Source organism: Ulvibacter antarcticus, assembly GCF_003688405.1.
Lineage (GTDB): Bacteria > Bacteroidota > Bacteroidia > Flavobacteriales > Flavobacteriaceae > Ulvibacter > Ulvibacter antarcticus.
This window is the reverse complement of sequence record NZ_REFC01000012.1, coordinates 216,213-240,390: the sequence shown is the minus strand read 5'-3', so window position 1 is coordinate 240,390 and position 24,178 is coordinate 216,213. Positions and strand designations below refer to the sequence as shown.

Annotated in this window: 26 protein-coding genes; 16 read left to right on the top strand and 10 right to left on the bottom strand. The window is 34.4% G+C overall.

Annotated features, from left to right (window positions below; all coding sequences use genetic code 11):
- Position 1: 1 nt before the first annotated feature.
- The 5 genes from BXY75_RS05945 to BXY75_RS05925 form a co-directional block, all read right to left on the bottom strand.
- Positions 2–226: a hypothetical protein gene (locus BXY75_RS05945; RefSeq protein WP_121906798.1), complete on the bottom strand. Its 225-nt coding sequence runs from the start codon at positions 224–226 to the stop codon at positions 2–4.
- Positions 227–300: 74 nt separating this feature from the next.
- A complete protein-coding gene (gene thiE, locus BXY75_RS05940; RefSeq protein ID WP_121906797.1) occupies positions 301–942 on the bottom strand; it encodes a thiamine phosphate synthase in 642 nt (213 codons plus the stop codon).
- 70 nt (positions 943–1,012) lie between these two features.
- The gene (locus tag BXY75_RS05935; RefSeq protein WP_121906796.1) at positions 1,013–1,627 is read right to left on the bottom strand and encodes a DEAD/DEAH box helicase; all 615 of its coding nucleotides are present in this window, start codon (positions 1,625–1,627) and stop codon (positions 1,013–1,015) included.
- A gap of 207 nt (positions 1,628–1,834) precedes the next feature.
- The gene (hxpB, locus tag BXY75_RS05930; RefSeq protein WP_121906795.1) at positions 1,835–2,485 is read right to left on the bottom strand and encodes a hexitol phosphatase HxpB; all 651 of its coding nucleotides are present in this window, start codon (positions 2,483–2,485) and stop codon (positions 1,835–1,837) included.
- Entirely contained in the window at positions 2,485–3,222 is a 738-nt protein-coding gene (locus tag BXY75_RS05925) for an NUDIX hydrolase (protein ID WP_121906794.1), read from the bottom strand. The genes hxpB and BXY75_RS05925 overlap by 1 nt, the downstream gene beginning before the upstream one ends.
- A 249-nt stretch (positions 3,223–3,471) precedes the next feature.
- Here BXY75_RS05925 and BXY75_RS05920 point away from each other — a divergent pair, with 249 nt between their 5' ends.
- The 15 genes from BXY75_RS05920 to BXY75_RS05855 all read left to right on the top strand — a co-directional run bounded on the left by BXY75_RS05920 (position 3,472) and on the right by BXY75_RS05855 (position 18,497).
- On the top strand, positions 3,472–4,350 hold the full coding sequence (locus BXY75_RS05920) for a hypothetical protein (RefSeq protein WP_121906793.1): 879 nt from the start codon (positions 3,472–3,474) through the stop codon (positions 4,348–4,350).
- 34 nt (positions 4,351–4,384) lie between these two features.
- A complete protein-coding gene (locus BXY75_RS05915; protein WP_245962927.1) occupies positions 4,385–5,449 on the top strand; it encodes a substrate-binding domain-containing protein in 1,065 nt (354 codons plus the stop codon).
- Between the two features lie 18 nt (positions 5,450–5,467).
- A complete protein-coding gene (locus BXY75_RS05910) occupies positions 5,468–6,982 on the top strand; it encodes a sugar ABC transporter ATP-binding protein (protein WP_121906792.1) in 1,515 nt (504 codons plus the stop codon).
- A gap of 29 nt (positions 6,983–7,011) precedes the next feature.
- Complete coding sequence (locus BXY75_RS05905) at positions 7,012–7,980, top strand: ABC transporter permease (protein WP_121906791.1); 969 nt, start codon at positions 7,012–7,014, stop codon at positions 7,978–7,980.
- Between the two features lie 14 nt (positions 7,981–7,994).
- The gene (locus BXY75_RS05900) at positions 7,995–9,491 is read left to right on the top strand and encodes a mannitol dehydrogenase family protein (RefSeq protein ID WP_121906790.1); all 1,497 of its coding nucleotides are present in this window, start codon (positions 7,995–7,997) and stop codon (positions 9,489–9,491) included.
- Positions 9,492–10,373 (top strand): carbohydrate kinase family protein, encoded by an 882-nt coding sequence (locus BXY75_RS05895; protein ID WP_121906789.1) that lies wholly within the window; start codon positions 9,492–9,494, stop codon positions 10,371–10,373.
- Positions 10,374–10,629: 256 nt separating this feature from the next.
- Complete coding sequence (locus tag BXY75_RS17270) at positions 10,630–11,265, top strand: TolC family protein (protein WP_245962926.1); 636 nt, start codon at positions 10,630–10,632, stop codon at positions 11,263–11,265.
- Between the two features lie 78 nt (positions 11,266–11,343).
- Positions 11,344–11,961, top strand: a complete 618-nt coding sequence (locus tag BXY75_RS17265) for a TolC family protein (protein WP_245962925.1) — start codon at positions 11,344–11,346, stop codon at positions 11,959–11,961.
- 5 nt (positions 11,962–11,966) lie between these two features.
- Positions 11,967–13,208, top strand: a complete 1,242-nt coding sequence (locus BXY75_RS05885) for an efflux RND transporter periplasmic adaptor subunit (RefSeq protein WP_121906788.1) — start codon at positions 11,967–11,969, stop codon at positions 13,206–13,208.
- A 4-nt stretch (positions 13,209–13,212) separates the two neighbouring features.
- Positions 13,213–13,956 (top strand): ABC transporter ATP-binding protein, encoded by a 744-nt coding sequence (locus BXY75_RS05880; RefSeq protein WP_121907369.1) that lies wholly within the window; start codon positions 13,213–13,215, stop codon positions 13,954–13,956.
- A gap of 2 nt (positions 13,957–13,958) precedes the next feature.
- Positions 13,959–15,179: an ABC transporter permease gene (locus BXY75_RS05875; protein ID WP_121906787.1), complete on the top strand. Its 1,221-nt coding sequence runs from the start codon at positions 13,959–13,961 to the stop codon at positions 15,177–15,179.
- Between the two features lie 6 nt (positions 15,180–15,185).
- Positions 15,186–16,223, top strand: coding sequence for a sensor histidine kinase (locus tag BXY75_RS05870; RefSeq protein WP_121906786.1), 1,038 nt, complete (start codon positions 15,186–15,188; stop codon positions 16,221–16,223).
- 3 nt (positions 16,224–16,226) lie between these two features.
- Entirely contained in the window at positions 16,227–16,961 is a 735-nt protein-coding gene (locus BXY75_RS05865; protein WP_211331811.1) for a LytR/AlgR family response regulator transcription factor, read from the top strand.
- Between the two features lie 163 nt (positions 16,962–17,124).
- Positions 17,125–17,733: a DUF6515 family protein gene (locus tag BXY75_RS05860; protein ID WP_121906785.1), complete on the top strand. Its 609-nt coding sequence runs from the start codon at positions 17,125–17,127 to the stop codon at positions 17,731–17,733.
- 2 nt (positions 17,734–17,735) lie between these two features.
- Positions 17,736–18,497, top strand: coding sequence for a hypothetical protein (locus tag BXY75_RS05855; RefSeq protein ID WP_121906784.1), 762 nt, complete (start codon positions 17,736–17,738; stop codon positions 18,495–18,497).
- A gap of 228 nt (positions 18,498–18,725) precedes the next feature.
- Here BXY75_RS05855 and BXY75_RS05850 read toward each other — a convergent pair whose 3' ends face one another.
- The 5 genes from BXY75_RS05850 to BXY75_RS05830 all read right to left on the bottom strand — a co-directional run bounded on the left by BXY75_RS05850 (position 18,726) and on the right by BXY75_RS05830 (position 23,457).
- Entirely contained in the window at positions 18,726–19,532 is an 807-nt protein-coding gene (locus tag BXY75_RS05850) for a type 1 glutamine amidotransferase domain-containing protein (RefSeq protein ID WP_211331810.1), read from the bottom strand.
- Between the two features lie 8 nt (positions 19,533–19,540).
- Positions 19,541–20,701 carry an iron-containing alcohol dehydrogenase gene (locus BXY75_RS05845; protein ID WP_121906783.1) on the bottom strand — a complete coding sequence of 387 codons (1,161 nt, stop codon included), beginning with the start codon at positions 20,699–20,701 and terminating at the stop codon, positions 19,541–19,543.
- 15 nt (positions 20,702–20,716) lie between these two features.
- Positions 20,717–21,715: an NADP-dependent oxidoreductase gene (locus tag BXY75_RS05840; protein WP_121906782.1), complete on the bottom strand. Its 999-nt coding sequence runs from the start codon at positions 21,713–21,715 to the stop codon at positions 20,717–20,719.
- Between the two features lie 20 nt (positions 21,716–21,735).
- Complete coding sequence (locus BXY75_RS05835; RefSeq protein ID WP_121906781.1) at positions 21,736–22,323, bottom strand: TetR/AcrR family transcriptional regulator; 588 nt, start codon at positions 22,321–22,323, stop codon at positions 21,736–21,738.
- A gap of 384 nt (positions 22,324–22,707) precedes the next feature.
- A complete protein-coding gene (locus tag BXY75_RS05830; RefSeq protein WP_245962924.1) occupies positions 22,708–23,457 on the bottom strand; it encodes an arylesterase in 750 nt (249 codons plus the stop codon).
- Positions 23,458–23,483: 26 nt separating this feature from the next.
- Between BXY75_RS05830 and BXY75_RS05825 the strand changes: the two genes are divergently transcribed.
- Positions 23,484–24,173, top strand: coding sequence for an ABC transporter ATP-binding protein (locus tag BXY75_RS05825; protein WP_121906779.1), 690 nt, complete (start codon positions 23,484–23,486; stop codon positions 24,171–24,173).
- Positions 24,174–24,178: the final 5 nt, after the last annotated feature.

The window sequence follows — 24,178 nt, the reverse complement described above, 5'->3', positions numbered from 1 at the left end:
CTCATTCTACAATCTCGTAATCAATAGATAGCTTCCGTAAGGCTCTTAAAACAGATCCAGTGTCTTTATCTTCAACTTCAATATCTACAAGATCTCCCTCTAAGAGAATGTCTGTAAGTTCATTCGATAAGGATTCATTCATATTTAATGAAATCTCTAAAATACAATTGGCTATGGCTCTTCTATCTGGCCTCTGAGCATCACATGACAATAAGTTTAATTTCATAATACTATTTTATTAATGCAAGATACTAAAGTTGAGATTAGTTAAACTTTTATTACCGTTTGCCATGAGCTGGTTTATTCAAATGTGTAACGCTGTTCTGCTGTTGAAGATGCGTTTAGTAGTTGGTTAAATGTTCGTATTTTACTAAAATCGCGGGTAATATCACCGGAAACAGCAATTCCTGAAATACCTGTTTTTAGTATGGCCGTAACATCTTCTGTTGTAATGCCGCCAACTCCAAGAATGGGAGTGCCGGTTTTCAATACATCTGTAATTGCGGTATAACCGTTCAAACCTAAAACTGGAGGTAATTTATCTTTAGTTGTAGTTTCTCTAAAAGGCCCTAAACTAATATAATTTATTTGTTTATCAAGAAGTGTTTCGCAATCTTGTAAGGTATTTGCCGTCCCACCGATAATTTGCCAAGAATACAAATGCTTTCTAGCAATAGTAGGGCAGGAGTCTGTTTTTCCTAAATGTACACCATCTGCTTTAACTTCTTTTGCTATTTTATAATAGTCGTTAATAATTAATCTGGTTTGAAAGTGAGAAGTGATTTCTCTTGCAGCTTCAGCTACTTTTAAAAAGTTCTTTTCTGAAACATTTTTCAGACGTAATTGCACTAATTCTGCACCGGATGTACACGCTTTTTGAATGTTTTCAAGCTGCTCTTCCGAAGAACTTCCTTGAGATATATAATGTAGTTTCGGTATCATATTCTTGAATCAGTTTCTTACTTAATATTCTTCTTTCTTCTTTCTTCTTTCGGTGTAACAGTAGTTCCTCTTAGTTAGCAGTGACTTTTTTAGAGTATTCCATAAAATGCGATTCAAAACGTTTTAGCATAGGGTGTATTTTTTCTGAATATATCACATACTGACTTTTCTTAATGCTCTGTGTAATCGACATAAGAGCGGCATAGGCTGATTTCTGAATTAGAAAATCGGCGTCATCAATGCTAAATATCTTTAGTTCGGCGGTATTGACTCCATTTAACAAAAACAACCTGTTCATCGACTTCGGTGTGGAAATAAGAATGTCTATCCCCATAAAGATTTCCGATTTTTGTACATCTACATGAAGCTCTTCGTAGCCTACATAAACCCGTAACGAGTTATATTTAGTATATCTTAAAAAAGCATCATACAATTCCATGGCTTTCTCCTTGTTTTCCACGAGAACTACAGCTCTTGGGGTGTTTCCCATTGCCCTGCATTTTAATTTCTGCAAGGTAGTTAGGATAAGCGTAGTCGTTTTTCCACTATCCTTAGGAGCAGTACAATAAACGTTGGCACCGCTTTTTATAACAGGAATGCTATTACTCTGAAATGGGGTAGGTGTAGTAATTTCTAAAGACTCTAGTGTCTCTTTTATTTCGGAATTTAATTTTGTAAACGGCATAGAAGGTATTGAGATGACTGTTTAGTGTCCTATTTATAATAATTAAGGCAAAGATACTATCTGCAGACGATTTTAAGGGTTGAAGTTCCTTTTTCTATCGTATTGAAGATAAAAGCTGTGTGAGTAATTTTTTTTTGTGACAAAGCCTGTGTCGAGATCAGTCGATGTGAAGAATTGAAGCACAAAGTGTTAAGAACAGATGTTTAACTATTTTTCAAACTCTAAATAACTAATCACATCTAGCATCGAAGAGAAAATGTTATCGGCTAAACTAAATCTAGGATCTGATTTGTTCTCAGGTATTACAATAGTTCGCATAACAGCTGATTTTGCCGCAATTAAACCTGTAACACTATCTTCAAGTACTAGGCAATTCGTTGGGCTGACTCCTAGTTTTTTTGCAGCTTTTAGATAAATTGCTGGATGTGGTTTTCCGAATTCCTCATCATCCGCAGTACAAACAACTTGAAAATATTGTGATATAGAAAGCTTATTAAAAACAGCATTAATTATTGATAAGCTAGAGGATGTTGCTAAGGCAAGATTATAATTGGCTTTCGATAAATAATTTAATAGTTCGTACAGACCTTTTTTAGCCTTCCCTTTTTCAGAAATTAAACTAATAACTGTTGTGACAATTTCATTTTCTATTAATTTAGGGTTAATGTTTAATTGGTGCAGTTGACACCAAGTTAAGGCTACGTCATCGATTCTTTTACCCATAGTGTTTTTGATACAATCTTCTACAGTTATTGAAATATTGTATTTCCATAAGGTTTCAATTTGAGCTTGTCTCCAAAAAGGTTCTGAGTCAATAATAACACCATCCATGTCGAATATAAATGTGTTTAAGCTCATTAAATGCTAATTAAATAGTTTTTCTGAAACATCTTTTCATATACATCTTTACTAAACATGTATAATTGCGCTGGTTTTTTTGAAACACCGACTTGTTTTTCATCTAATGGTATTATATATTTTTTTTTGATAAGTTTTCTTCTGAAATTTCTGTTGTCAAAATCGACACCTAAAATAGATTGATACAATTCTTGTACTTCATTAATAGTAAATTTATCGGGCAGTAGTTTAAAAATGACAGGCTCTGATAAACATTTTACTTTCAAATCCTCATATGCTTCAAGTATAATTTTTCTATGATCAAAGCCTAATTCTGGCAATTCCTTGATCGGAAACCACTTTTCTTGATGTTTATTATTCTTTAGATCAACATCTTCGGTTTTTAATAAAAAGTAATACGCAATGGTAATTGTTCTCAGATTAAATCCTTCATTTTCAATCCAGATTAGATCTTTTTCATTTGTCAGTCTATCAGGATTTCCAAAAGCCTTAAACTGCTTTTTATATTGATTAGTCAGGCCTGTTAACTCCTTTAATACACGAGTTGCACAGCCATCTAAGGTTTCGTGCTCGTACACATGATAACCGGTCAATACATAATCGTCAACCAAAACATCAGTTCCTGTTTTTGATTCTAGATAACGTTTCATAACTAAAACATTAAGTGATTTTGTGTTTATATCGTAACCAAAGACAACACAGTCTACTGAAATATTTGGGATTTTTTCAAATTTCATAAGATAAATATAGATATGATTTATACAACATTGTACAAAAATACAAGAATAAACGTAAAAATAACGTGTTGTTGATAAATAATTAATAAGCAATAATACTAATAAAATAGCAATATTAGAAGGGTATAATTGATAATTTCGCTTTTATATGACAAATAAAATGATATTATATAAAATTTTTTATATACATTTGAAAAATAAACGTATTTATGACGTTTATAAATTACACTAACATTAAACCTTACATCCATGAAACCAACAACTCTAAATACTGAAGAAAAGTCGATATCAGTTTTTAATATTCTGATTAATGGAAACAATAGAATAGTCACTTTTTCAATTAGTATTCTAATGTTATTTGTCGTAAATTTTATTTCTGCTCAGACTGAAGTTGAAAAGGATGTCTATAAAGCATTTAATGCCAGCGCACATTTAAAGAATATGCATACATGGCATGGATTTGTAGTACATCCGGGAGCTATGCTCGCGACTAGCCTGGAGTATAATACTCGAAACACCAAATTTACTTTTGGAGTTTGGGGAGGTGCCAGTTTTTCGACTATTGATATTGAAAACAAAGAAACTGGTGAAAAAGAAAGTGCATATTATAAAGAATTTTCGATATACAGTGTGTATCGTTTTTCTGATAAGTTTTTTATCGAAGCTGTTTCGCACAATAATTATACAGGAGTAGAGGAGAGGGGGGATAAATTAAACTATTGGAGTTATGATAAAACGCAAGGTTATAATTTTGTAGACGTGAATTTTGGATATTACGTAACACCAAACACATTATTGTATTTAGCAACTATTGTCGGCGGTGGCTCGGGTGATTATGAATTGCAAGAAGATGGATCCTTAAAAGATTCATGGACTCAATATTTTGAAGTAAAAAGCAAGGTTTGGGAAAAAGGCGGTTACAAACTTTCTCTTTTCGCGGGTGGGGCTTGGTCTTTTACAACAGATAAAACCTTCTATACAGAAGGCGCAGGGAATATAATTAATGTAGGGGCTGCATTTGGGAAGGATGTTAATATTGGAAACTATAATATACCTATTGAAGTCACTGCTATGTGGAATCCTGAAAAGGAAAAAACAATACTACAATTAGACATTACTTTATTCTAGAATAAAAATAAATATTAACTTAAATCAACTAATTATGAAGACAATGGAGATTAAGAAGGTACTTAAACAATTTATGAATCCCATAATGATAAGTGCGATTATTTTTAGCCTGTTTAGCTGCATTGAGCAAGGCGATCAGACAAAAACAGATGTAAATAGTGCGGAGGACAATGAGGAGATGGTTGAAACTACTATCGACCTTACAGGTAAGAAAATTGGCTATTGTACACCATCTTTAAATGCCCCTTATTATCAGGCATTATTTCAAAGTATTAAAGCCACTACAGAAAATAATGGTATGATTTTCTTGTCGGCGGATGGGCAAAATGACATTAACAAGCAAATTGCAGCGACAGAAGATTTAATTACCAAAGGTATTGATGCGTTATTATTAAATCCCCTAGATCCTGATGCTTTAGTTGGCGTTACCAAGGCGGCAAAAGCTGCGGGTATTCCTGTGTTTATTATAGATAGTTCTATAGACCCTTCAGCTGATTTTGTAACTACTATTCAATCTAATAATTTGGCGAATGGCCAATTGGCAGGTGAGTGGCTAGCTAAACGATTTGGAAGTAAAAAAATGAATATTGCTTTGTTAAGTGGAAATGCAGGAAATCCAGTAGGAAAAACACGAAAGGAAGGTCTGTTACTAGGCATTACTGAGGAGCAACTAAGAACTCAAGGACATATCGACTTAGATATAAAGACCCAAATGTACACAGAGTGGTCTTATGCCGGTGGCTTAAAAGCGATGGAAGATGTTTTGGTAGCACATCCAGATGTCAACGTCGTAATCACTGAGTCTGATGTTTGTGTGTTAGGTGCTATTAAAGCCATTGCTCAAGCAGGAAAAACTGATGATATTTTAATTGTTGCTGGTGCCGATGGTCAAAAAGAAGCTATTAAATACATTATGGATACAGATTTCTACGGGTGTACAGCAATGAATAGTCCAGTACAGATTGGAAAAAATGCAGTTACGTATGCCATACAGTATATGAACGGAAAAACAGATTTTTCAAAAACATCGTTTACTCCACCCTTACTAATAACAAAAGAGAATGCCGCTAATTACTACGATCCTAAGGCATTATTTTAATAAATCAAACTAATTGATATGGAAAATTCAGAAAGTGAATACCGGGTTGAAATGACCGGAATATCAAAAAGCTTTGGGCCTGTTTCAGTGCTCGAAGGTGTGGACTTAAGGGTAAAGCATGGCGAAATTCATGCCTTACTTGGCGAGAACGGAGCCGGAAAATCGACCCTGGTGAAAATCTTAAGTGGTGTTCATCAAAAGGACGGAGGAAAGGTTTTGTTAAATGGTAAAGAAATTAACCCTAAAAACACGCATGACGGTCAAGTTTTGGGCATTAGTGTGGTGTATCAAGAATTGTCATTGGTTAATGACTTATCTGTTGCGGAGAATATTTATTTGCATAAAATGGGTGCCAGTAAATTTTGGATGAACTGGAAAGAATTAATAAAAGATGCACAAGAATTAATTGATTCTTTAGGATTTGATATAAATGCTGCTGCGAGAGTTAGAGACTTAAGTATTGTTCAAAAACAGGTAGTTGAAATTGCAAAAGCCTTGTCAGAAGATACCAAGGTTTTAATTTTAGACGAGCCAACTACGGTTTTCGACCCTAACGATATTAAAAAATTATTTGAAAACCTTTTCAGATTAAAAAAACAGGGAATATCGATAATTTATATCTCCCATCATTTAGATGAAGTCTTTAAAATAGCAGATACTGTTACCGTACTCAGAGATGGTGTAGATACTGGGAGTCTACCGGTTTCAGAAACAGATACCGACGGTGTAATACGACTCATGATTGGTCGAGATCTAAAGGATTTATTTCCGGTACGTGATATTGAAATAGGTAAAGAGCCAATTTTTGAGGTCAAAAATTTGACGGCAAGAGACAACTTGGTTCATGATGTTTCTTTTTCAGTAAGACCAGGAGAAGTTTTAGGCATTGCTGGTTTAGGAGGAAGTGGTAGAACAGAAACTGCCAAACTTATTTTTGGTGTCGGTAAAAAGCAATCCGGAACAATTATTTTAAATGGAAAAGAGATAAAAACAAAATCACCCGTAGATGCCGTAGGATTTGAAATTGGTTTTGTATCGGAGGATAGAAAAGAAGAAGGCGTCTTTTTACCGCTATCAATAAGAAGAAACATTAGTGTAACGAGTTTTAAATCTATTTGTACTAATCTGGGCTTTTTAAAGGTAGATAAGGAATTTAAAAATGTAATAGGTCTAATTGATAAGTTAAACATAAAAGCCCCAAGTTGTGAGGTCGATGTTAAAAACTTAAGTGGTGGTAATCAACAAAAAGTAGCCTTAGCTAAATGGTTAAGCATAGATAGTAAGGTAATTATTATTGACGAGCCTACACGAGGAGTTGATGTTGGCGCTAAAGTGGAAATTTATAACCTTATAAATGAAGTTGCAAAAAAAGGCGTCGGCATTGTTGTTATCTCTTCAGATATGCCAGAAATAATGGGGATTTCAGATCGTATTCTTGTGATGCATCAAGGCACCTTTTATGGAGAATTACAGAAAGAGCAATTTTCCGAAGAAAACATATTACGTTACTCCATTGGAGAACCAATAAAATAATCCAGTTTAATCTTTAAAAAATCCAAGTTATGGCTTTAACAATAAAACAACAGCTTAGTAGCCCAGGAGGAATACTTAAGTTTTTAATAAAGTACAACACTATATTTATTTTTATAGTGCTGGTAATTTTTTCAGCATTGATCTCCGATGTGTTTTTTACATCGGCAAACCTTACCAATTTGTTAAAACAAGTATCGGGTATAGGTATTATTAGTATTGGTATGCTCATCGTAATATTAACCGGCGGAATCGATTTATCCGTAGGCTCTTTAGTCGCATTACTGGCTGTTATCTTCGCGCTTTTGGTGAATACAGTGATTTTGCCAGTAGCAATTTTATTGACAATTATTATCGGTTTTAGTATAGGAAGCGTATCAGGATATCTGGTTGCCTTTCAAAAAATGGCACCATTTATTGCAACTCTAGCTTTAATGACCATAGCAAGAGGATTAGGATTTATCTACTCTAAGGGTTCACCTATTACATTTAAATCTCCAGGGGGAGAATTCATGGCAGATTTTGCAAACAATTCAACTATAGGTATTCCTAACATTGCTATAGTGTTTTTAATTATTGTTGTATTGGCTATGGTGATGCTTCGATACAATGTCTTTGGAAGATTGATTATCGCATTAGGTAGTAACGAAGAAGCGTCCCGATTATCAGGGATAAAAGTAAATAAATACAAATTTTTGGTTTATGCTATTTCAGGTGCTCTAGCGGCTACTGCCGCAATAATTGTTGCTTCCAGAACAAATTTAGGGTCACCTAACATGGGAATGGCTTGGGAATTGGATGCCATTGCCGCTGTAGTAATTGGTGGTGCAAGTTTAAATGGAGGTAAAGGAACCGCAATAAATACCCTAATAGGTGTTCTTATTTTAGGCTTGATAGGTAACATTTTAAATCTGTTAAATGTACCTTCTTACCCACAACAAGTGGTAAAAGGTGGTATCATTATATTCGCTGTATTACTTCAAAAATTTGAAAGCAAATAAAAAAGTTAACTACAATGGCCAGTTTTAAACTAAATAATCAAAACCTGTCTCAGATTGCAGCTAAGGTATTAGTACCTCAATATAATAGATCTATATTGAAAACGGGTATTGTTCATGTGGGAATTGGTGGTTTTCATAGATCACATCAAGCATATTACACAGATCAGTTGTTACATGATGAAACCACAAAAGATTGGGGTATCTGTGGTGTGGCATTGTTAGATTTTGACGCTAAAATTTACAATACATTAAAAGAACAAGACGGACTTTACACATTGATTGTAAAAGAATTAGACGGTTCTTTAACCAAAAGTGTAATTGGTTCTATTGTAGAGTATTTATTTGCTCCGGAAGACCCAAAAAAAGTGATTGAAAAAATGGCTAGTCCAGAAGTTAAAATCATATCATTAACCATCACAGAAGGTGGTTATAATTATGATGAAGCGACCGGTGCATTTAATTTTGGCAATACTTTAATTCAGCAGGATTTAGATAATCCGCAAGCACCAAAAACTATTTTTGGCTATTTAACACAAGCTTTAAAGCTTAGAAAAGAACGCAGTTTAAAAGGTTGTACTATTCAATCTTGCGATAACATTCAGGGTAATGGTCATGTAGCTAAAAAGATGCTTTTAAGTTATGTACGAGTGGCAGAACCTGGATTGGTGGCATGGATAGAAGCAAACGTGTCTTTTCCAAATGCAATGGTCGATAGAATTACACCAGCTACATCAGCCCTAGATATTGAAATATTAAAAGAATCTTCTGATATAGATGATGCCTGGCCAGTAGTTTGTGAGCCTTTTAAACAATGGGTTATAGAAGATGATTTTATAGAAGGAAGACCTGCTTGGGAAACCGTTGGTGCACAATTTGTCGAAGATGTTGTTCCGTATGAAAAAATGAAATTAAGATTACTAAATGCAGGACATTCTGTATTAGGTATTTTAGGGGCATTATATGGTTTCTCTACAATAGATGAAGCGGCAAGTAATGCAGATATTAGTTCTTTTTTAAGGATTTATATGGGAAATGAAGTAACCCCAACTTTAGGAGGTTTAGAGGGTGTAAATTTAAAAAATTATAAATTTTCATTAATACAAAGGTTTGGTAATACCTATATAAAAGACCAAATTGATAGAATTTGCTCTCAGAGTTCAGCAAAAATTCCAATATTCATTTTGCCCGTTGTATATGAGCAGCTAGAGAAAAAAGGATCCATTGATTATGCAGCTTTTGTAATTGCTGCTTTTGCAATATATAGCGTCGGTGTAAATGAATTTGGGACGCAACTAATTATTAAAGATGCTATGGAAATAGTTTTAAATGAAAAAGCGATCCTATCCAGAAAGAATCCCGAAGCCTTTTTAGAAATAGAATCCATTTTCGGGAAACTTAAAAGCAATGAAACTTTTGTTGAAGCATACATCAAAGCGTACCAAAACATCGTACAGAATGGCATAGAGAAATCGGTGAAGGATATTAATAGTAATGTATTAAATGAAATTTAGATGAAAAATATAGTTTGCTTTGGCGAAATATTGTGGGATGTTTTTCCTAATCACAAAAAAATTGGTGGGGCTCCTTTAAATGTTGCATTTAGACTAAAATCTTTTGAGAATAATGTCTCTATAATTAGTAGCATAGGAGATGATACCAAAGGTGAAGAAATAATTGACCTTATTAAGAAACGCGGTATTAGTGTAGAACATATTCAAATTGATGGGAAACTAAAAACTGGAAAAGTCAACGTTATGCTGAATAGAAAAGGTTCAGCCTCTTATGATATTAAATTTCCAAGAGCTTGGGATAATATTCAATTAACTGAAGACGTTAAGAATTTAGCAAAAAATGCGGATGCTTTTATTTTTGGAAGTTTAATTGCAAGAAATGATGTTTCAAGAAATACGCTCTATGAGCTTTTAAAGCTGGCAAGCTATAAAATTTTTGACGTTAACCTTAGAGAACCATACTATACCAATGAGGTTTTAAATCATTTAATGGGCCAAGCTGATTTTATTAAGTTTAACGACGATGAAATTTTCGAAATATCCAAGCAGTATGGAGCTTCCGGACGATCTTTAGAACAAACTGTTAAATTTATCGCAGAACAAACTAACACCAATTCGATATGTGTTACAAAAGGTCGTCATGGTGCTATCCTATATGATAATGGTAACTTTTATTATAATAGCGGATATCAAATTAAGGTAGTAGATACAGTCGGCGCCGGGGATTCATTTTTAGCCTCTTTGATTAATGAATTATTGAAAAAGTCTTCACCACAAAAAGCCATAGATTTTGCATGTGTTGTGGGTGCAATTGTAGCCAGTAGCGAAGGCGCGAATCCTGAGATTAAGAAATCTGATATTGATAGATTTATCACTAGCTAATTTAACACCAGTCTCTTTAGCGAAAAACAGTAAAATAACCCATGCAGTAGTCCTCTATTGCATAAAAAGGCTCCAGTTAATACCTGGAGCTTTTTATCGTTTTCATGAAAATGTTATCAAGATGTCTTCCATATGAAATAATCTCATCGACAAAATTATGCCTTTCATATAGGTAATTACTGCAAACATCTATTTCGGTTTAATAAGATGGCATATAGTTTCACCTTTGAATTGTTATTGTAAAACATTCAAAAAAATGAAATTATTTATAATCATATCAAGTTTCTTAATTATGCAGTTTTCTTTTGCACAAGAAGCTTTAACGAATCCAAGCTCGAAAGTATGGACTTTGGAAGATTGTATTGAGTACGCACTAGAAAATAATATCACGGCTAAAGAGGCTGCTTTAAATACTACTATCGCAGAAGTAGATTATAACAGAGCAAAATCTGCACGGCTTCCAAATTTGTTTGGGAATGCTTCTCAAAATTTTTCTAGCGGAAACGCCATAGATCCTATTACGAGTGATTTTGTAACTGATCAAATTAACAGTACAAATGTTGGGATTACAAGTTCGGTAACCTTGTTTAAAGGAAATCAATTAAACAATCAGATTCAGCAGAACAAAATCTTGCTACAACAAAGTGAATTTTTAGAAGAAGAAGCAAAAAACAATATTGTAGTGAGTTTGTTAGAAACCTATTTACAAACTTTATATAGTAAGGAAGGAATTACAATTGCTGAAAACAACTTAATAGCTTCCGAAAAAGAAGTATTACGAGCAAAAGCGCGATTGGACGCAGGTTCTATTGCGTTAAGTGACTATACAGAAGCTCAGAGTCAGGCAGCTACCAATAAGTACAATGTTATTTCAGCTAAAAACAACTATTAACAATATATCATCACTTTAAAACAATTATTAGAGTTACCGCCTACTGAAGACATTCAGGTTGAAACTATAGATGAAACTATGGATTTGATAATGCTAGAAGGTAATAAAAGCGACATTTATGCGAAAGCACTTAGTTACTTGCCAGAAATTGAGGTTAGTAATTTAGATATTGCTTCCAAAGAAAAAGAGCTAGACATTGTAAAAGGAGGCTATTTACCAACCTTGTCTTTAAATGGGAGTTTAGGTTCCGGGTATACGAGTATAAACCCTACTACTTTTACAGATCAGTTTGATTTTAACTTCAATCAGAAAATAGGACTTTCGTTAAGCATCCCAATTTTCAATAGAAATCAGACCAAATCTGCTGTAAAAACGGCTTCTATTACTATTGAAAAAGCTCAGCTTCAGAAGCAAAATACAGAAAAAGAGGTCTATTTAAAGGTAGAAACTGCGTATCAAAATGCAATCTCTTCGCAAGAACAGCTTATAGCGGCAGAAGCATCACAAGAAGCAGCAGCACAATCGTATAAATTGGCACAGAAAAAATATGAATTAGGAGGGTTAAGCACTACAGATTTAGTGATTAGCCAGAATACTTACACCAATACACAACAAAATTATTTACAGGCTAAATACCTCACCATTTTATACCATCAATTATTACAGTTTTATCAAGGAAACGATATTCAAATTTAAGCATCATGAAAAATAAAAGAAACATCATAATCGGCAGTATTGTAGTTTTAATACTAGCTTTTGTAGCCTATAGCTTTTTAAAAGTAGATACTAGTGTTGTAATCGAAGCAAAAACGATTACTGCTAAAAAAGCAAATGTAACCACCATGGTTACAGCAACTGGAACCATTGAGCCTATTACGCAAGTACAGGTTGGTACACAAGTTTCTGGTGTGGTCGAAAAAATATTTGTTGATTATAACAGTGAAGTTAAAGAAGGACAATTAATTGCCGAATTAGACAAAACTAATCTGTTAGCTACATTATCGCAGGCACAAGCTGTTTATGATAATGCTGTAAATCAAAAAAACTACGCCAAAACTATTTATGACCGTCAAAAAACATTATACGACAGTCAGGTAATAAGTAGGTCTGATTTTGATGATGCAAACTTCAATTATGAAACTGCAAAAAGCACAGTGACTCAACGTTTGTCTGATTTACAAAAAGCGAGAACCAATTTAAGTTATGCCGATATATTTTCGCCAATTGATGGTGTGGTATTATCGAGAGCCATTGACGAAGGTCAAACTGTAGCCGCAAGTTTAAGTACACCAACCTTGTTTACAATTGCTCAAGACTTAAAAGAAATGCAGGTAGAAGCTGATGTTGATGAAGCAGACATAGGAGAGGTGAAAGAAGGGCAACGTGTTAGTTTTACTGTTGATGCTTATTTAGGAGAAGAATTTGAAGGCGTTGTTACACAAGTACGATTAAACCCAACGGTAACCTCAAATGTGGTAACCTATACGGTAGTGATTAAAGCAGATAACCCTGATTTAAAATTAAAACCAGGTTTAACAGCTATCATTTCTATTTACACTTTAGAATTAAAAGATGTATTAACAGCTGAAGCCAAAGCCATTAACTTTAAACCAACACGTCTAGAGTTAACAGCTTATAATGAACAACAAAATCTTACGGCACAACAAACAAATGAAAGATCAACAGAAAGATCAACAGAAAGACCAACATATGAAGACAAAGGTAGCGTTGTGTGGGTTTATAGTAGTACAGGAGAAATAAAATCTCAAAAAGTCACTTTAGGAGCAAGTGATGGCGTTAACGTTCAAATTTTAGAAGGAATTTCTGAAGGTGACAAATTAGTATATAGTTTAGAAGGCGTTAGTACAAAAGAAGCGACAACAGCAGAAAAAAGTGAAAGTCCATTTATGCCATCAACCACAAGAGGTGGAGGAAAAAGATAATACTATGAGCAAAGCAATTATAAAAATAGAAGATTTAAAACGCGAATTTACCATGGGATCCGAAACGGTACGCGCGTTAAAAGGTATTTCGTTTGATATAAAAGAAGGCGAGTTTGTAACCATTATGGGTTCATCTGGTTCTGGAAAAAGTACGATGTTGAATATTTTGGGTTGTTTAGACCAACCTACATCTGGCAACTATGAAATTGATGGTGTTAAGATTAAAGACCTTACTAAAAATCAGTTAGCAACCATACGTAATGAAAAAATCGGATTTATTTTTCAATCCTATAATTTATTGGCAAGAACATCTGCTATCGAAAATGTAGAATTACCGCTATTATATAATAGTAAAGTTTCCACAGAAGAACGCAGAAAACGTGCTATTGAAGCGTTGCAAAAAGTAGGCTTGGGCGAAAGATTAGACCATACACCTTCACAACTTTCTGGAGGGCAACAACAACGTGTTGCCATTGCACGGTCATTAGTTAATAATCCTGTTATGTTACTTGCCGATGAAGCAACAGGAAACTTGGACACACGAACTGCCTATGAAATTATGTCTATTTTTCAAGAGTTAAACGAACAAGGTATTACTATCGCTTTTGTAACGCACGAACAGGATATTGCAACATTTAGCAACAGAACCATTGTATTAAAAGATGGAAATATAATTCAAGATTATAAAAATCACAACATACAATCGGCAGAAGAACAGTTAGCAAAATTACCTAAAGAAAATCATTAATTATGAGACTATTAAATTTATTTAAAATCGCTTTTAAAGCCATCGTTCTTAATAAAATGAGAACTTTACTAACTATGTTAGGCATCATTATAGGTGTGGCATCGGTAATTGCAATGCTCGCTATTGGTGAAGGCTCTAAAGAAAGTATTCGCGAAAACATTTCAAGTATGGGCTCTAATATTATTACTATTAGACCTGCTTCTGCTTCAAGTAGTGGTGTTCGCGCAAGTGCAGATGAGATGCAAACACTTACCCTTAAAGATTATGAAGCCGTTAAAGAACAAGCCACCTTTTTAAGTTATGCAACACCATTGGTTACTGGTAAAGGACAAGTTATAAATGGTTCTAACAACTGGCCATCAAATATATATGGCGTAAATCCAGATTATCTCAAAATTAAAGTAGTTGATTTGCAAAGCGGTAGTATGTTTACAGATTCCGAAGTAAAAACGGCTTCTAAAGTGGCACTTATTGGGCAAACGGTCGTGGACAATGTGTTTCCTGATGGGCAAGATCCTATTGGACAGATGATTCGTTTTAATAATATTCCATTTACAGTGATTGGTGTATTAGAAGTAAAAGGAGAAAACACCTTTGGTCAAGACCAAGATGATGTGGTTATTGCACCATATACAACCGTACAAAAACGTATTTTGGCTATTGATTATATCAGTCAAATTATGGCTTCGGCAATAAGTGAAGACGATGCGCCAAATGCTGTTACTGAAGTCTCAGAAATTATGAGAATTCAACATCAAATATCTCATCCAAGTAAGGACGATTTTAGTGTACAGTCTATGGAAGAGCTTATTTCTACTTTTAGTTCTACAAGTGAGATGTTAACTTTATTATTAGTAGCTGTAGCAAGTATCTCACTTTTAATTGGTGGTATAGGTATTATGAATATTATGTATGTGTCTGTAAAAGAACGTACCAAAGAAATTGGATTAAGAATGGCTGTTGGAGCAAAAGGAGCTGATATTTTAATGCAATTTTTAATAGAAGCTATTTTAATAAGCGTCACAGGTGGTGCCTTAGGTGTATTATTAGGACTCGGTTCTACTGTGTTTATTGAAAAATTCTTAAATTGGCCTACAAGTGTTGCTCTGTATTCAATTGTAATTTCGTTTTTAGTTTGTGCTGTAACAGGGATTTTCTTTGGATGGTATCCTGCCAGAAAAGCTTCTGCACTAGATCCAATAACCGCTTTGCGTTACGAATAATAAATTATGTATCAGAATAAAAAAATAACGAATTTATCACATGTGTTAGTGTGGCTTATGCTATTCTGCTTACCTTATTTATTGTCGTACGGACAAGATCAAGATGTTAATAGGGTTGTAGCTCATTTTTGGATCCCGTTAGCATTTTCGGCAATCATCTTCTATTTTAATTATTTTGTATTGATAGATCGGTTTTTATTTCCGAAAAAAATAATTCAGTTTATCGTTATCAATATATTAATTATTGCATTGTTTTTATTTTTGAAAGAAAATATTGAAGACAATTTTTTTAAGGATATCGGTAAAAGGCGTGTTCAAAAGGATGAAGGAGGAGGACCATCGTTTAAAATAGCTATTTATATACAATTATTGTCTTATATGGCGCCATTGTTCTTTTCTATTGCTTTAAAGTCAACAAAGCGATGGATTAGAACGGAGGCTGAACGGAAGGAAGCTATTAATTTTAAACTTCAATCTGAGTTACAACATTTACATTACCAATTACAACCACATTTCTTTTTTAATTCCTTAAATAACATTTATGCATTAGTCGATATATCACCTGAGCAAGCCAAAACCTCTATACATAGTTTAAGCAAGTTAATGCGGTATATGTTGTATGAAACGAATATGGAATTGGTGCCTTTAGCTAAGGAAATTGATTTCATGAAAAAATATATCGATTTAATGAAGTTGCGCGTTTCAGATAAAACTATGGTGAATTATAGTTTTCCTTCAGAAGAAACGGGTATTAAAATAGCCCCTTTGTTGTTTATCTCTTTAATTGAAAATGCCTTCAAACATGGGGTTTCGGCAAGTAAAGAAAGTACAATTCAAATAAACATGACGCTACAAGATAAGGTAGTTTCATTTACTACTGAAAATGATAACTTTCCGAAGAAAACCGACGATAAAAGTGGTTCCGGAATCGGACTTCCAAATATTGAAAAGCGATTGGAGTTATTATATCCAAATAAAAGTAGTTTTAAAACTTCAGTAATAGATAATCGTTATATTGCAAAATTAGAAATTGAAACCAACTAAATTATGAGCAACATAAAAATTTCTTGTGTCATTGTAGATGATGAGCCTATGGCGCTAAATTTGGTTGAAAGTTATGTTAAAAAAACACCTTTTTTAGAATTAAAAAAGAAGTGTAGCAGCGCTATTGATGCGATGGAGTTTTTTAAATCCGAACCAGTTGATTTACTGTTTCTGGATATCCAGATGCCGGATTTAACGGGCATTGAGTTTTCAAAGATGCTACCAAAAGAAACACGCGTTATATTTACCACTGCCTTTGATCAATATGCCTTAGAAGGCTTCAAAGTGGAAGCCCTTGATTACTTATTAAAACCCTTCGATTATGCCGAATTCCTGGTGGCAGCCAACAAGGCAAACACTTGGTTTGAATTGGTAAATCGGAATCGGCAAACAATCCTTTCCGCAGAAAAGGAATTCCTTTTTGTAAAATCTGAATACAAACAACTACGCATTAAGCTAGCAGATGTCTTGTATTTTGAAGGGCTTAAAGATTATATTAAGATATGGCTGAAAGATAACCCGAAGCCTATATTAACGCTAATGAGTTTAAAATCATTACAAGAAGAACTCCCAGAAACACATTTTATGCGAGTACATCGCTCTTTTATTGTGTCCTTAAAAAACATTGAAGTTATTGAGCGGAGTCAGATTATTATCAATAAGCAACGTATCACGGTTTCAGAACAATACAAACCTAAATTCCTGGAGTTTGTAACTAATAATTCGCTTAATTCTTAAGCGTCATATTTCAAACCCTTCCATACATTATCACTATTCGTAGATACAATACAGGCACTCGTCTATTTGCTTTTTATAGGAATGGCTATTCTGGTACCTTTAAACTATCGATACAATATTGTGTCAAAGTTTTAAATAATGTAGAACCTAAATCTTACAAATTATGAAAGCATTTATAAAAATATACATCGTCCCGGTAGTCCTTTTAGTGGCTTTCACAACACAAGTTTCAGCACAAACACGTCAAACTACAACGACAACAACAAGTAAAACAGTAAAAACGACCCCTAAATCAACGACTAAAATTAATTCCAAGAGTAGAAGAGTACCTAGTAATCAAGTAACGTACAAAACACCTAAAAAGAAAGTAGTTTCAGTACGAACTGTTCCAAATAAGACTGTTATTACTCATAATAATCAGAACTACTATTATGCAAATAACAAATATTATACCCAGTCTAGAGGGAGATATATAGTGATTGCTCCAAAAGTTGGATTTAGAGTTAAAACATTACCTATAAATTATAAAAGGGTGCAATACAATACCTTCGATTATTACAATGCGCAAGGAATATTTTACGTGTATATAAATAACGAATATGAGGTTGTAGATCCAGAAGTAGGTACCATTGTTTATGAACTTCCGGAGGATTACGAAAAAGTGACTATAGACGGTCAAAGTTATTACGAATACGCAAATATTTTATACGAAAAAGTACAAGTAGACGGAACTAGAGCGTATGAAGTAGTAGGTATAATTGATATGAATTAAATATGAAAAAAACAGTTTTATTACTATTAGTATGCACCATCTATTCAGTAAGTGCAAAAAACCCAAAAACTTCAGTTGTAGTAGATACAACTGAAGTTTTTAATGAAAGCCTAACCTATAAAGTTGTTCAGGATAATGAATATCTGCAACTAAGTATAAGTACAAAAGATAATGACATCATCATGTCTATGCTTAGCTTGGGAGTTACCGTGTTTTTTGATGTAAAAGGGAAGGAAAAAGAAAATGTATATATAAAATACCCCCTTGAACCTGTTAAGACAAATTTTAATAAGGGGCAAGTTCCATTGGATGGTTTTCAGACTTCGGAAGAAGAAACCAAGAGAAGACAGCAAATAGCTAAACTTATTGAAAACGACTTACCACAAGAGGCAGCATATAATTACTTCGATTCACAAGAGCAGTTTCACATTCTTTTAAACTCATTGGATACTTCTTTGTCTTATATATACGATCCACAAAAAGGACTGTTAGAGTATCGTTTAAAGATCCCAAAGCGAAGAATTAGTGCGAATTCAAAAGAAGATTTTTCAAAATTAGCAATAGGTGTAAAAACCGGGAAACTACCAGATCATAAACCGAAAGAGGATGATAGTTCAAGAAGACCCGAATCGAAAAAACGAGGCGGAGGCCGTCCATCGGGAGGTAGAGGAGGAGGTAGGCCAAATAATAGTGAAAGACCTGAAAGTCAAAATAGACAATCCTCTATGGCGACAATTGATTTTTGGTTTATGGCTTCGGAATAATTGATATGTTGGACAAAATAAAATGTAGAAACTCCAAAGATTCTATTTTCACTACTGCTTCTTCTCGATACTATTTCTTTACGCTTCACTTCAAGAAATCACTCGAAGTGACAACTCAATTCTTTTTATACTAACTAAATACTGATGACTGACCACTGTTTCAAAATCGGTTAATAACAAAAAAAGGTTGTCCATTATAGACAACCTTTTTCATAATTATAAATTTGATTATTTTAAACTTTCTAATAGTTTATCAGCAACTAATGCAGAGGAAGCTGGGTTTTGTCCCGTAATTAAATTACCATCTTGAATTGCGTAAGCGGCCCAATCTTCTTTTTTAGAGTAGATAGCACCATTTTCTCTAAGCATATCTTCAACTAAAAAAGGAACAATATCTGTTAATTGTACAGCAGCTTCTTCAGTATTTGTAAATCCTGTAACTTTTTTTCCTTTTACTATTGGATTTCCGTTAGAATCTTTAACACTTTTTAAAGCAGCTGGCGCGTGACATACTAAAGCAATAGGTTTTTCTTGGCTATTAAACTTTTCAATTAGAGCAATTGAAGTTTTATCGTTTGCTAAATCCCACAATGGACCATGTCCACCTGGATAAAAGACAGCATCAAAATCATCTGGATTTATACCAGATAATTTTGTGGTATTTGCAATTCTTTCTTTAGCTACAGCATCATTATTAAAACGATCTGTAGCATCAGTCGCAGCATCTGGAGAGTCACTACTTGGATCTATGGGTGCAGCGCCTCCTTTTGGTGTTGCAATTGTAATGTTCGCTCCTTTATCTAATAAAGTGTAGTATGGATTGGCAAACTCTTCAACCCAAAAGCCCGTTTTTTTTCCTGTATCTCCTAATTGATCGTGAGATGTTAATACAAATAATATGTTCATTTCTTTTTCTTTTTTAAATTCTATTTTTTCTTCGGAAACTGTTTCAGAAAGTGTTTCCTTTTTAGTCTCATTACAAGCTGATGCTGTAATGATTGTAAGAACTAGTGCCATTGATCTAAGCATTTTCATATTTAAAATTAGTAAGCCATTTTTACAATTTTTTCAACCTTATCTGGTGATAGTGTTTGATGTTCTCCTAATCCTGTCCAACCACGATCCGTAAAACGTTTTGAGATTTTCTCGGCAGTTCCTTCGTAGTCTTTTGCGTAATCAGATAGTTTAGTTTCAATTCCTAATTGATGGAAAAACGCTTCCGTTTTTTCTATAGCGGCATAGGCTTTATCATCTGTGCTTCCTTGAGTAATGTTCCATACACGTTCACTATATTGAGCTAATTTTTCTTTTTTAGCTTCAAAATTAAATTTATAATGGCTTGGTGCAATAACTGCTAAAGTACGAGCGTGGTCAATACCGAATAATGCTGTTAACTCATGTCCCATGGCATGTACCGCCCAATCTGTTGGAACACCTTTTTGTATTAATCCGTTCAAAGCCATGGTGCAGCTCCACATAAAGTTTGAGGCTGCCTTATAGTCTGTCGGATCTTTTAATACTTTTGGTGCAACTTCAATAAGCGTTTGTAAAATACTTTCAGCGAAACGATCTTGTAGCAAGGCACCAATTGGATAGGTCATATATTGCTCTAAAACATGCGTAAAAGCATCTGCCAATCCATTTGCTAATTGGCGTTCCGGAATGGAAGTTATCACTTGTGGATCTAATATTGAGAACTGAGGAAATAAACCTGGACCACCCATGGCTAGTTTTTCTTTTGTTTCCGCTCTTGTAATCACTGAACCCGAATTCATTTCAGAACCCGTTGCCGGTAAAGTTAAAACGGTACCGAAAGGCATCCCTTTCTCGGTTCTAATGTTGTTTGCTAAGATATCCCATGGAGTATCGCCTTTAAAAAGTGCTGCAGCCGATAAAAACTTAGTTCCATCAATTACAGAACCACCACCAACAGCTAATAAATATGTAATATTTTCGGCCTTGATTACTTTTAAAGCTTCCATTAATACAGTATACTCCGGATTAGCAGGAATTCCTCCAAACTCAATGACATCTATCTTAGCCAAAGCCGTCTTTACTTGGTCGTAAATGCCGTTTTTCTTGATACTTCCTCCACCATATAGTAGTAATACTTTGGCGTCTTTAGGAATTTCGTTCTCTAAATTTTTAATAGTGTCCTTTCCAAAGATAATTTTGGTCGGATTTTTAAATTCAAAATTGTTCATCTTCTTTTCTTGGTATTAAATTTTAACAATCATTTTTCCCTTGTTTTTACCTTCAAATAAATCGATAAAAGCCTTCGGAATATTTTTAAAACCATCTACGATAGTTTCAGTGTATGTGAGTTTACCTTCAGCTAACCACCCTGATAAATGCTTCATTGCTTCAGGAAACTTTTCAGCATAATTAGAAACAATAAATCCTTGCATTAATGCACTATTTTTCACTAGAAAAGGCTGGACACTAATACTTTTTGGGACTTCTTTACTATTATAAACAGAGATGGCGCCACAGATCACGATTCTTGCAAATCGGTTGATATTGTATAACACAGCATCAGATATAGGGCCACCAACGTTATCAAAATAGATGTCAACACCATTAGGTGCAGCTTTGGCAATTTCTGCTCTAATATCCTTACTTGTATTGTAATTGATACCAGCGTCAAAGCCAAATTTACTTTTTAACATATCAATCTTTTCATCTGTACCGGCAATTCCAATGACAGTAAGTCCGAGGATTTTTCCTATTTGTCCAACAACACTTCCAACGGCACCAGCCGCTCCGGAAACAATTAGTGTTTCTCCAGAAATAGGTTTTCCTATTTGAGTTAGACCTGTGTAGGCTGTTAGACCTGTCATTCCTAAAATCCCTAAGTATGCGCTTAAGGGAGCTTTGGAAGGATCAACTTTTAAAAGTCCTTCCCCGTTAGCTACTTGTTTTGTTTTCCAAGGTAACATTCCCGATACAAAATCACCTTCTTTAAACTTTTCGTTTTTAGATTCGATTACTTTAGCAATAACCCCAGACTGTATTGGTTTGTTTAACTCAAAAGGTGGAATATACGATTTAGCGTCGTTCATTCTTCCTCTTAAATAAGGATCTACAGAAACGTATGCTGTTTCTAAAAGTATTTGGCCTTGGTAAATTGTTAAACTAGATTCCTCACTTACAAATTCGAAATCTGAAATGGAAGGTTTTCCTTCAGGTCGACTTTTTAATAAAATGGTCTGTATCATAATTCTTTATGTTTTATATTTTATTGGTCACAGGTTTTTATACTGTTCCAAGCCGATTGATACGCTTCTTCAATATGTTTTCTATCTAAAATAATTGCGCCACGTTTTTGAGACATCATTAAAAATGACAATGGATTGATAGCATAAGCATACAATAGATAATCTGAAATTGGTTTTATAATTCCTTCTTTCTTCCCACGAGCCCAGAGGTCAAGTAGTGGTTGTAAATGCTTGATACCTTCTTGTCTGCTAAGTTCATCAATCATTGGAGTATTATCACATTGTGCTAAAAACATGGCGTTTTCGGAATCGTTCAGTTTAAAATCTGCAATACGCTTCCAGATAATTTCAAAGCCTTGTTCAACCGACATGTTTTCGTCATAGGATTCGAAGGCATATTTTGTGTATTCAGCTTTAACTTCTATATATGTTTTGTTTACTAAATCCTGTTTGTTTTCAAAATATAAATAGATTGTCGCTGGTGAAACATTAGCCATTTTAGCGATTTTACTCATCGGAGTTGCGTGGAAACCTGCATTGTTAACCAGCTCTATAGTTGCCTTAATTAAGGCGTTTCGCTTATCGATGCTTTTTTGAAGTATGGCCATGCTTTTCTAATTTGAAGCACAAAGGTAAACACAAAAATGAATGTTCATTCTTTTTTAACAAAAGTTTAAAATGCTAAGTTTTGCTATTACTTCAATAGGGAAGAAGCTCATATCCAATCACACCCATACTAATGGTTCGCTCAAGGAAGCGTTCAAGTTTCAATGATGGATTTTTAGATTCTAGGATTCTTAGATTTTTGGATCGTTAGTGGTGCGCAAAGTCTCAAAGGCGAGGATAAATAATGATGGATTCCTGGATAATTAGATAGTTGGATTGAAGGAACGCTTAAAGATTCATTATACCAAAATTCCAAGTTTTTATTATTACTAACCACTAACCACTAACCACTAACCACTAACTGTTCACTGTTCACTGCTCACCATTCACCGCACACCAATCACCGTTTCCAAAACTTCCCAAACATTATTTGCTACAATTTTGTGACCTTCGATCGTAGGATGAATACCATCATTCTGATTCAATTCAGCAATACCACCAACGTTTTCTAAAATAAACGGAATAAATTTTAAATCATTCTTCTTTGCCAGGTCAGCGAAAAGTGATCTGAATTCAGACGTATAAACCTGTCCCATATTGGGAGGTAATTCCATACCCGCGAGAATAATAGTAGTATTCGGATTTTTAGCACGAACAGCATCGATAATAGCTTGTAGGTTGGCACGGGTTTCAGATAAAGGAACACCACGCAATCCATCATTAGCACCCAGTTCTAAAAGAAAAACATCGATCTCCTCATTGAGCACCCACTTTATTCTACTGCTTCCGCCAGCCGATGTTTCACCACTTAATCCGGAATTTACAACTACATAATCTAAGCCCAAAGAGTCTATTTTAGTTTGAAGTATCCCAGGAAAGGCATCATTACTATCATCCAGACCATAGCCTGCGGTGATACTATCGCCAAAACACAGTATCGTCTTTTTTGAATTTGATTTGGTTATCGTAGTTTCGGAAGTGGTGGGTGTAACTGTTTGTTCCTGCTGTTTGGTTTTAACGTCGTTACCACACGACAGCAACACCAAAACCATTGGAAAATAACAAAACTTTAAGACGTTTACTTGCATATCATGCGCCGTATTTAAGAACCTTTGTATAATTGTGAGCTTATGCATGATTTGCCGAATAAATTAAAAATTAGATGCCAAAGATATTAAAGATTAACGGGCTAGAAAAAACCTACACCAGCGGTTCCAAACAATTAACGGTCTTGCAAAATGTGACTTTCGATGTTAAGAAAGGACAGACTTTTTCCATTGTCGGACCTTCAGGAAGCGGAAAAACAACCTTACTAGGCCTTTGTGCTGGTTTGGATAAACCCGATTCTGGTAGCGTTGAATTATGTGGTTATGATTTAAGCACTTTAAACGAAGATGAACGAGCGCAATTGCGTAACAAGGAAGTTGGATTTATTTTTCAGAATTTCCAGTTATTGCCTACGCTTACGGCACTTGAAAACGTTAGTGTACCATTGGAATTACAAGGCGCAAAAGATGCTACTAAAAGAGCGAAAATATTAATGGAAAAAGTGGGCCTTATTGATCGTTTGCATCACTATCCGTCCCAGTTATCAGGAGGTGAACAACAACGAGTGGCTTTGGCAAGAGCCTTTTCCAATTCTCCTTCCATTTTATTTGCAGATGAACCTACAGGGAATCTAGATGAGGAAACCGGAGAAAAAGTCATTCAATTACTGTTCGATCTTAACAAAGATGCCGGTACAACTTTAGTGATTATCTCGCACGATTTAGACTTAGCCAATAGAACGCAACAAATATTGAAATTAAAAGGTGGGCAAATTTTAACGAATGAACCTACGGCTGTATTTTGAGTAAA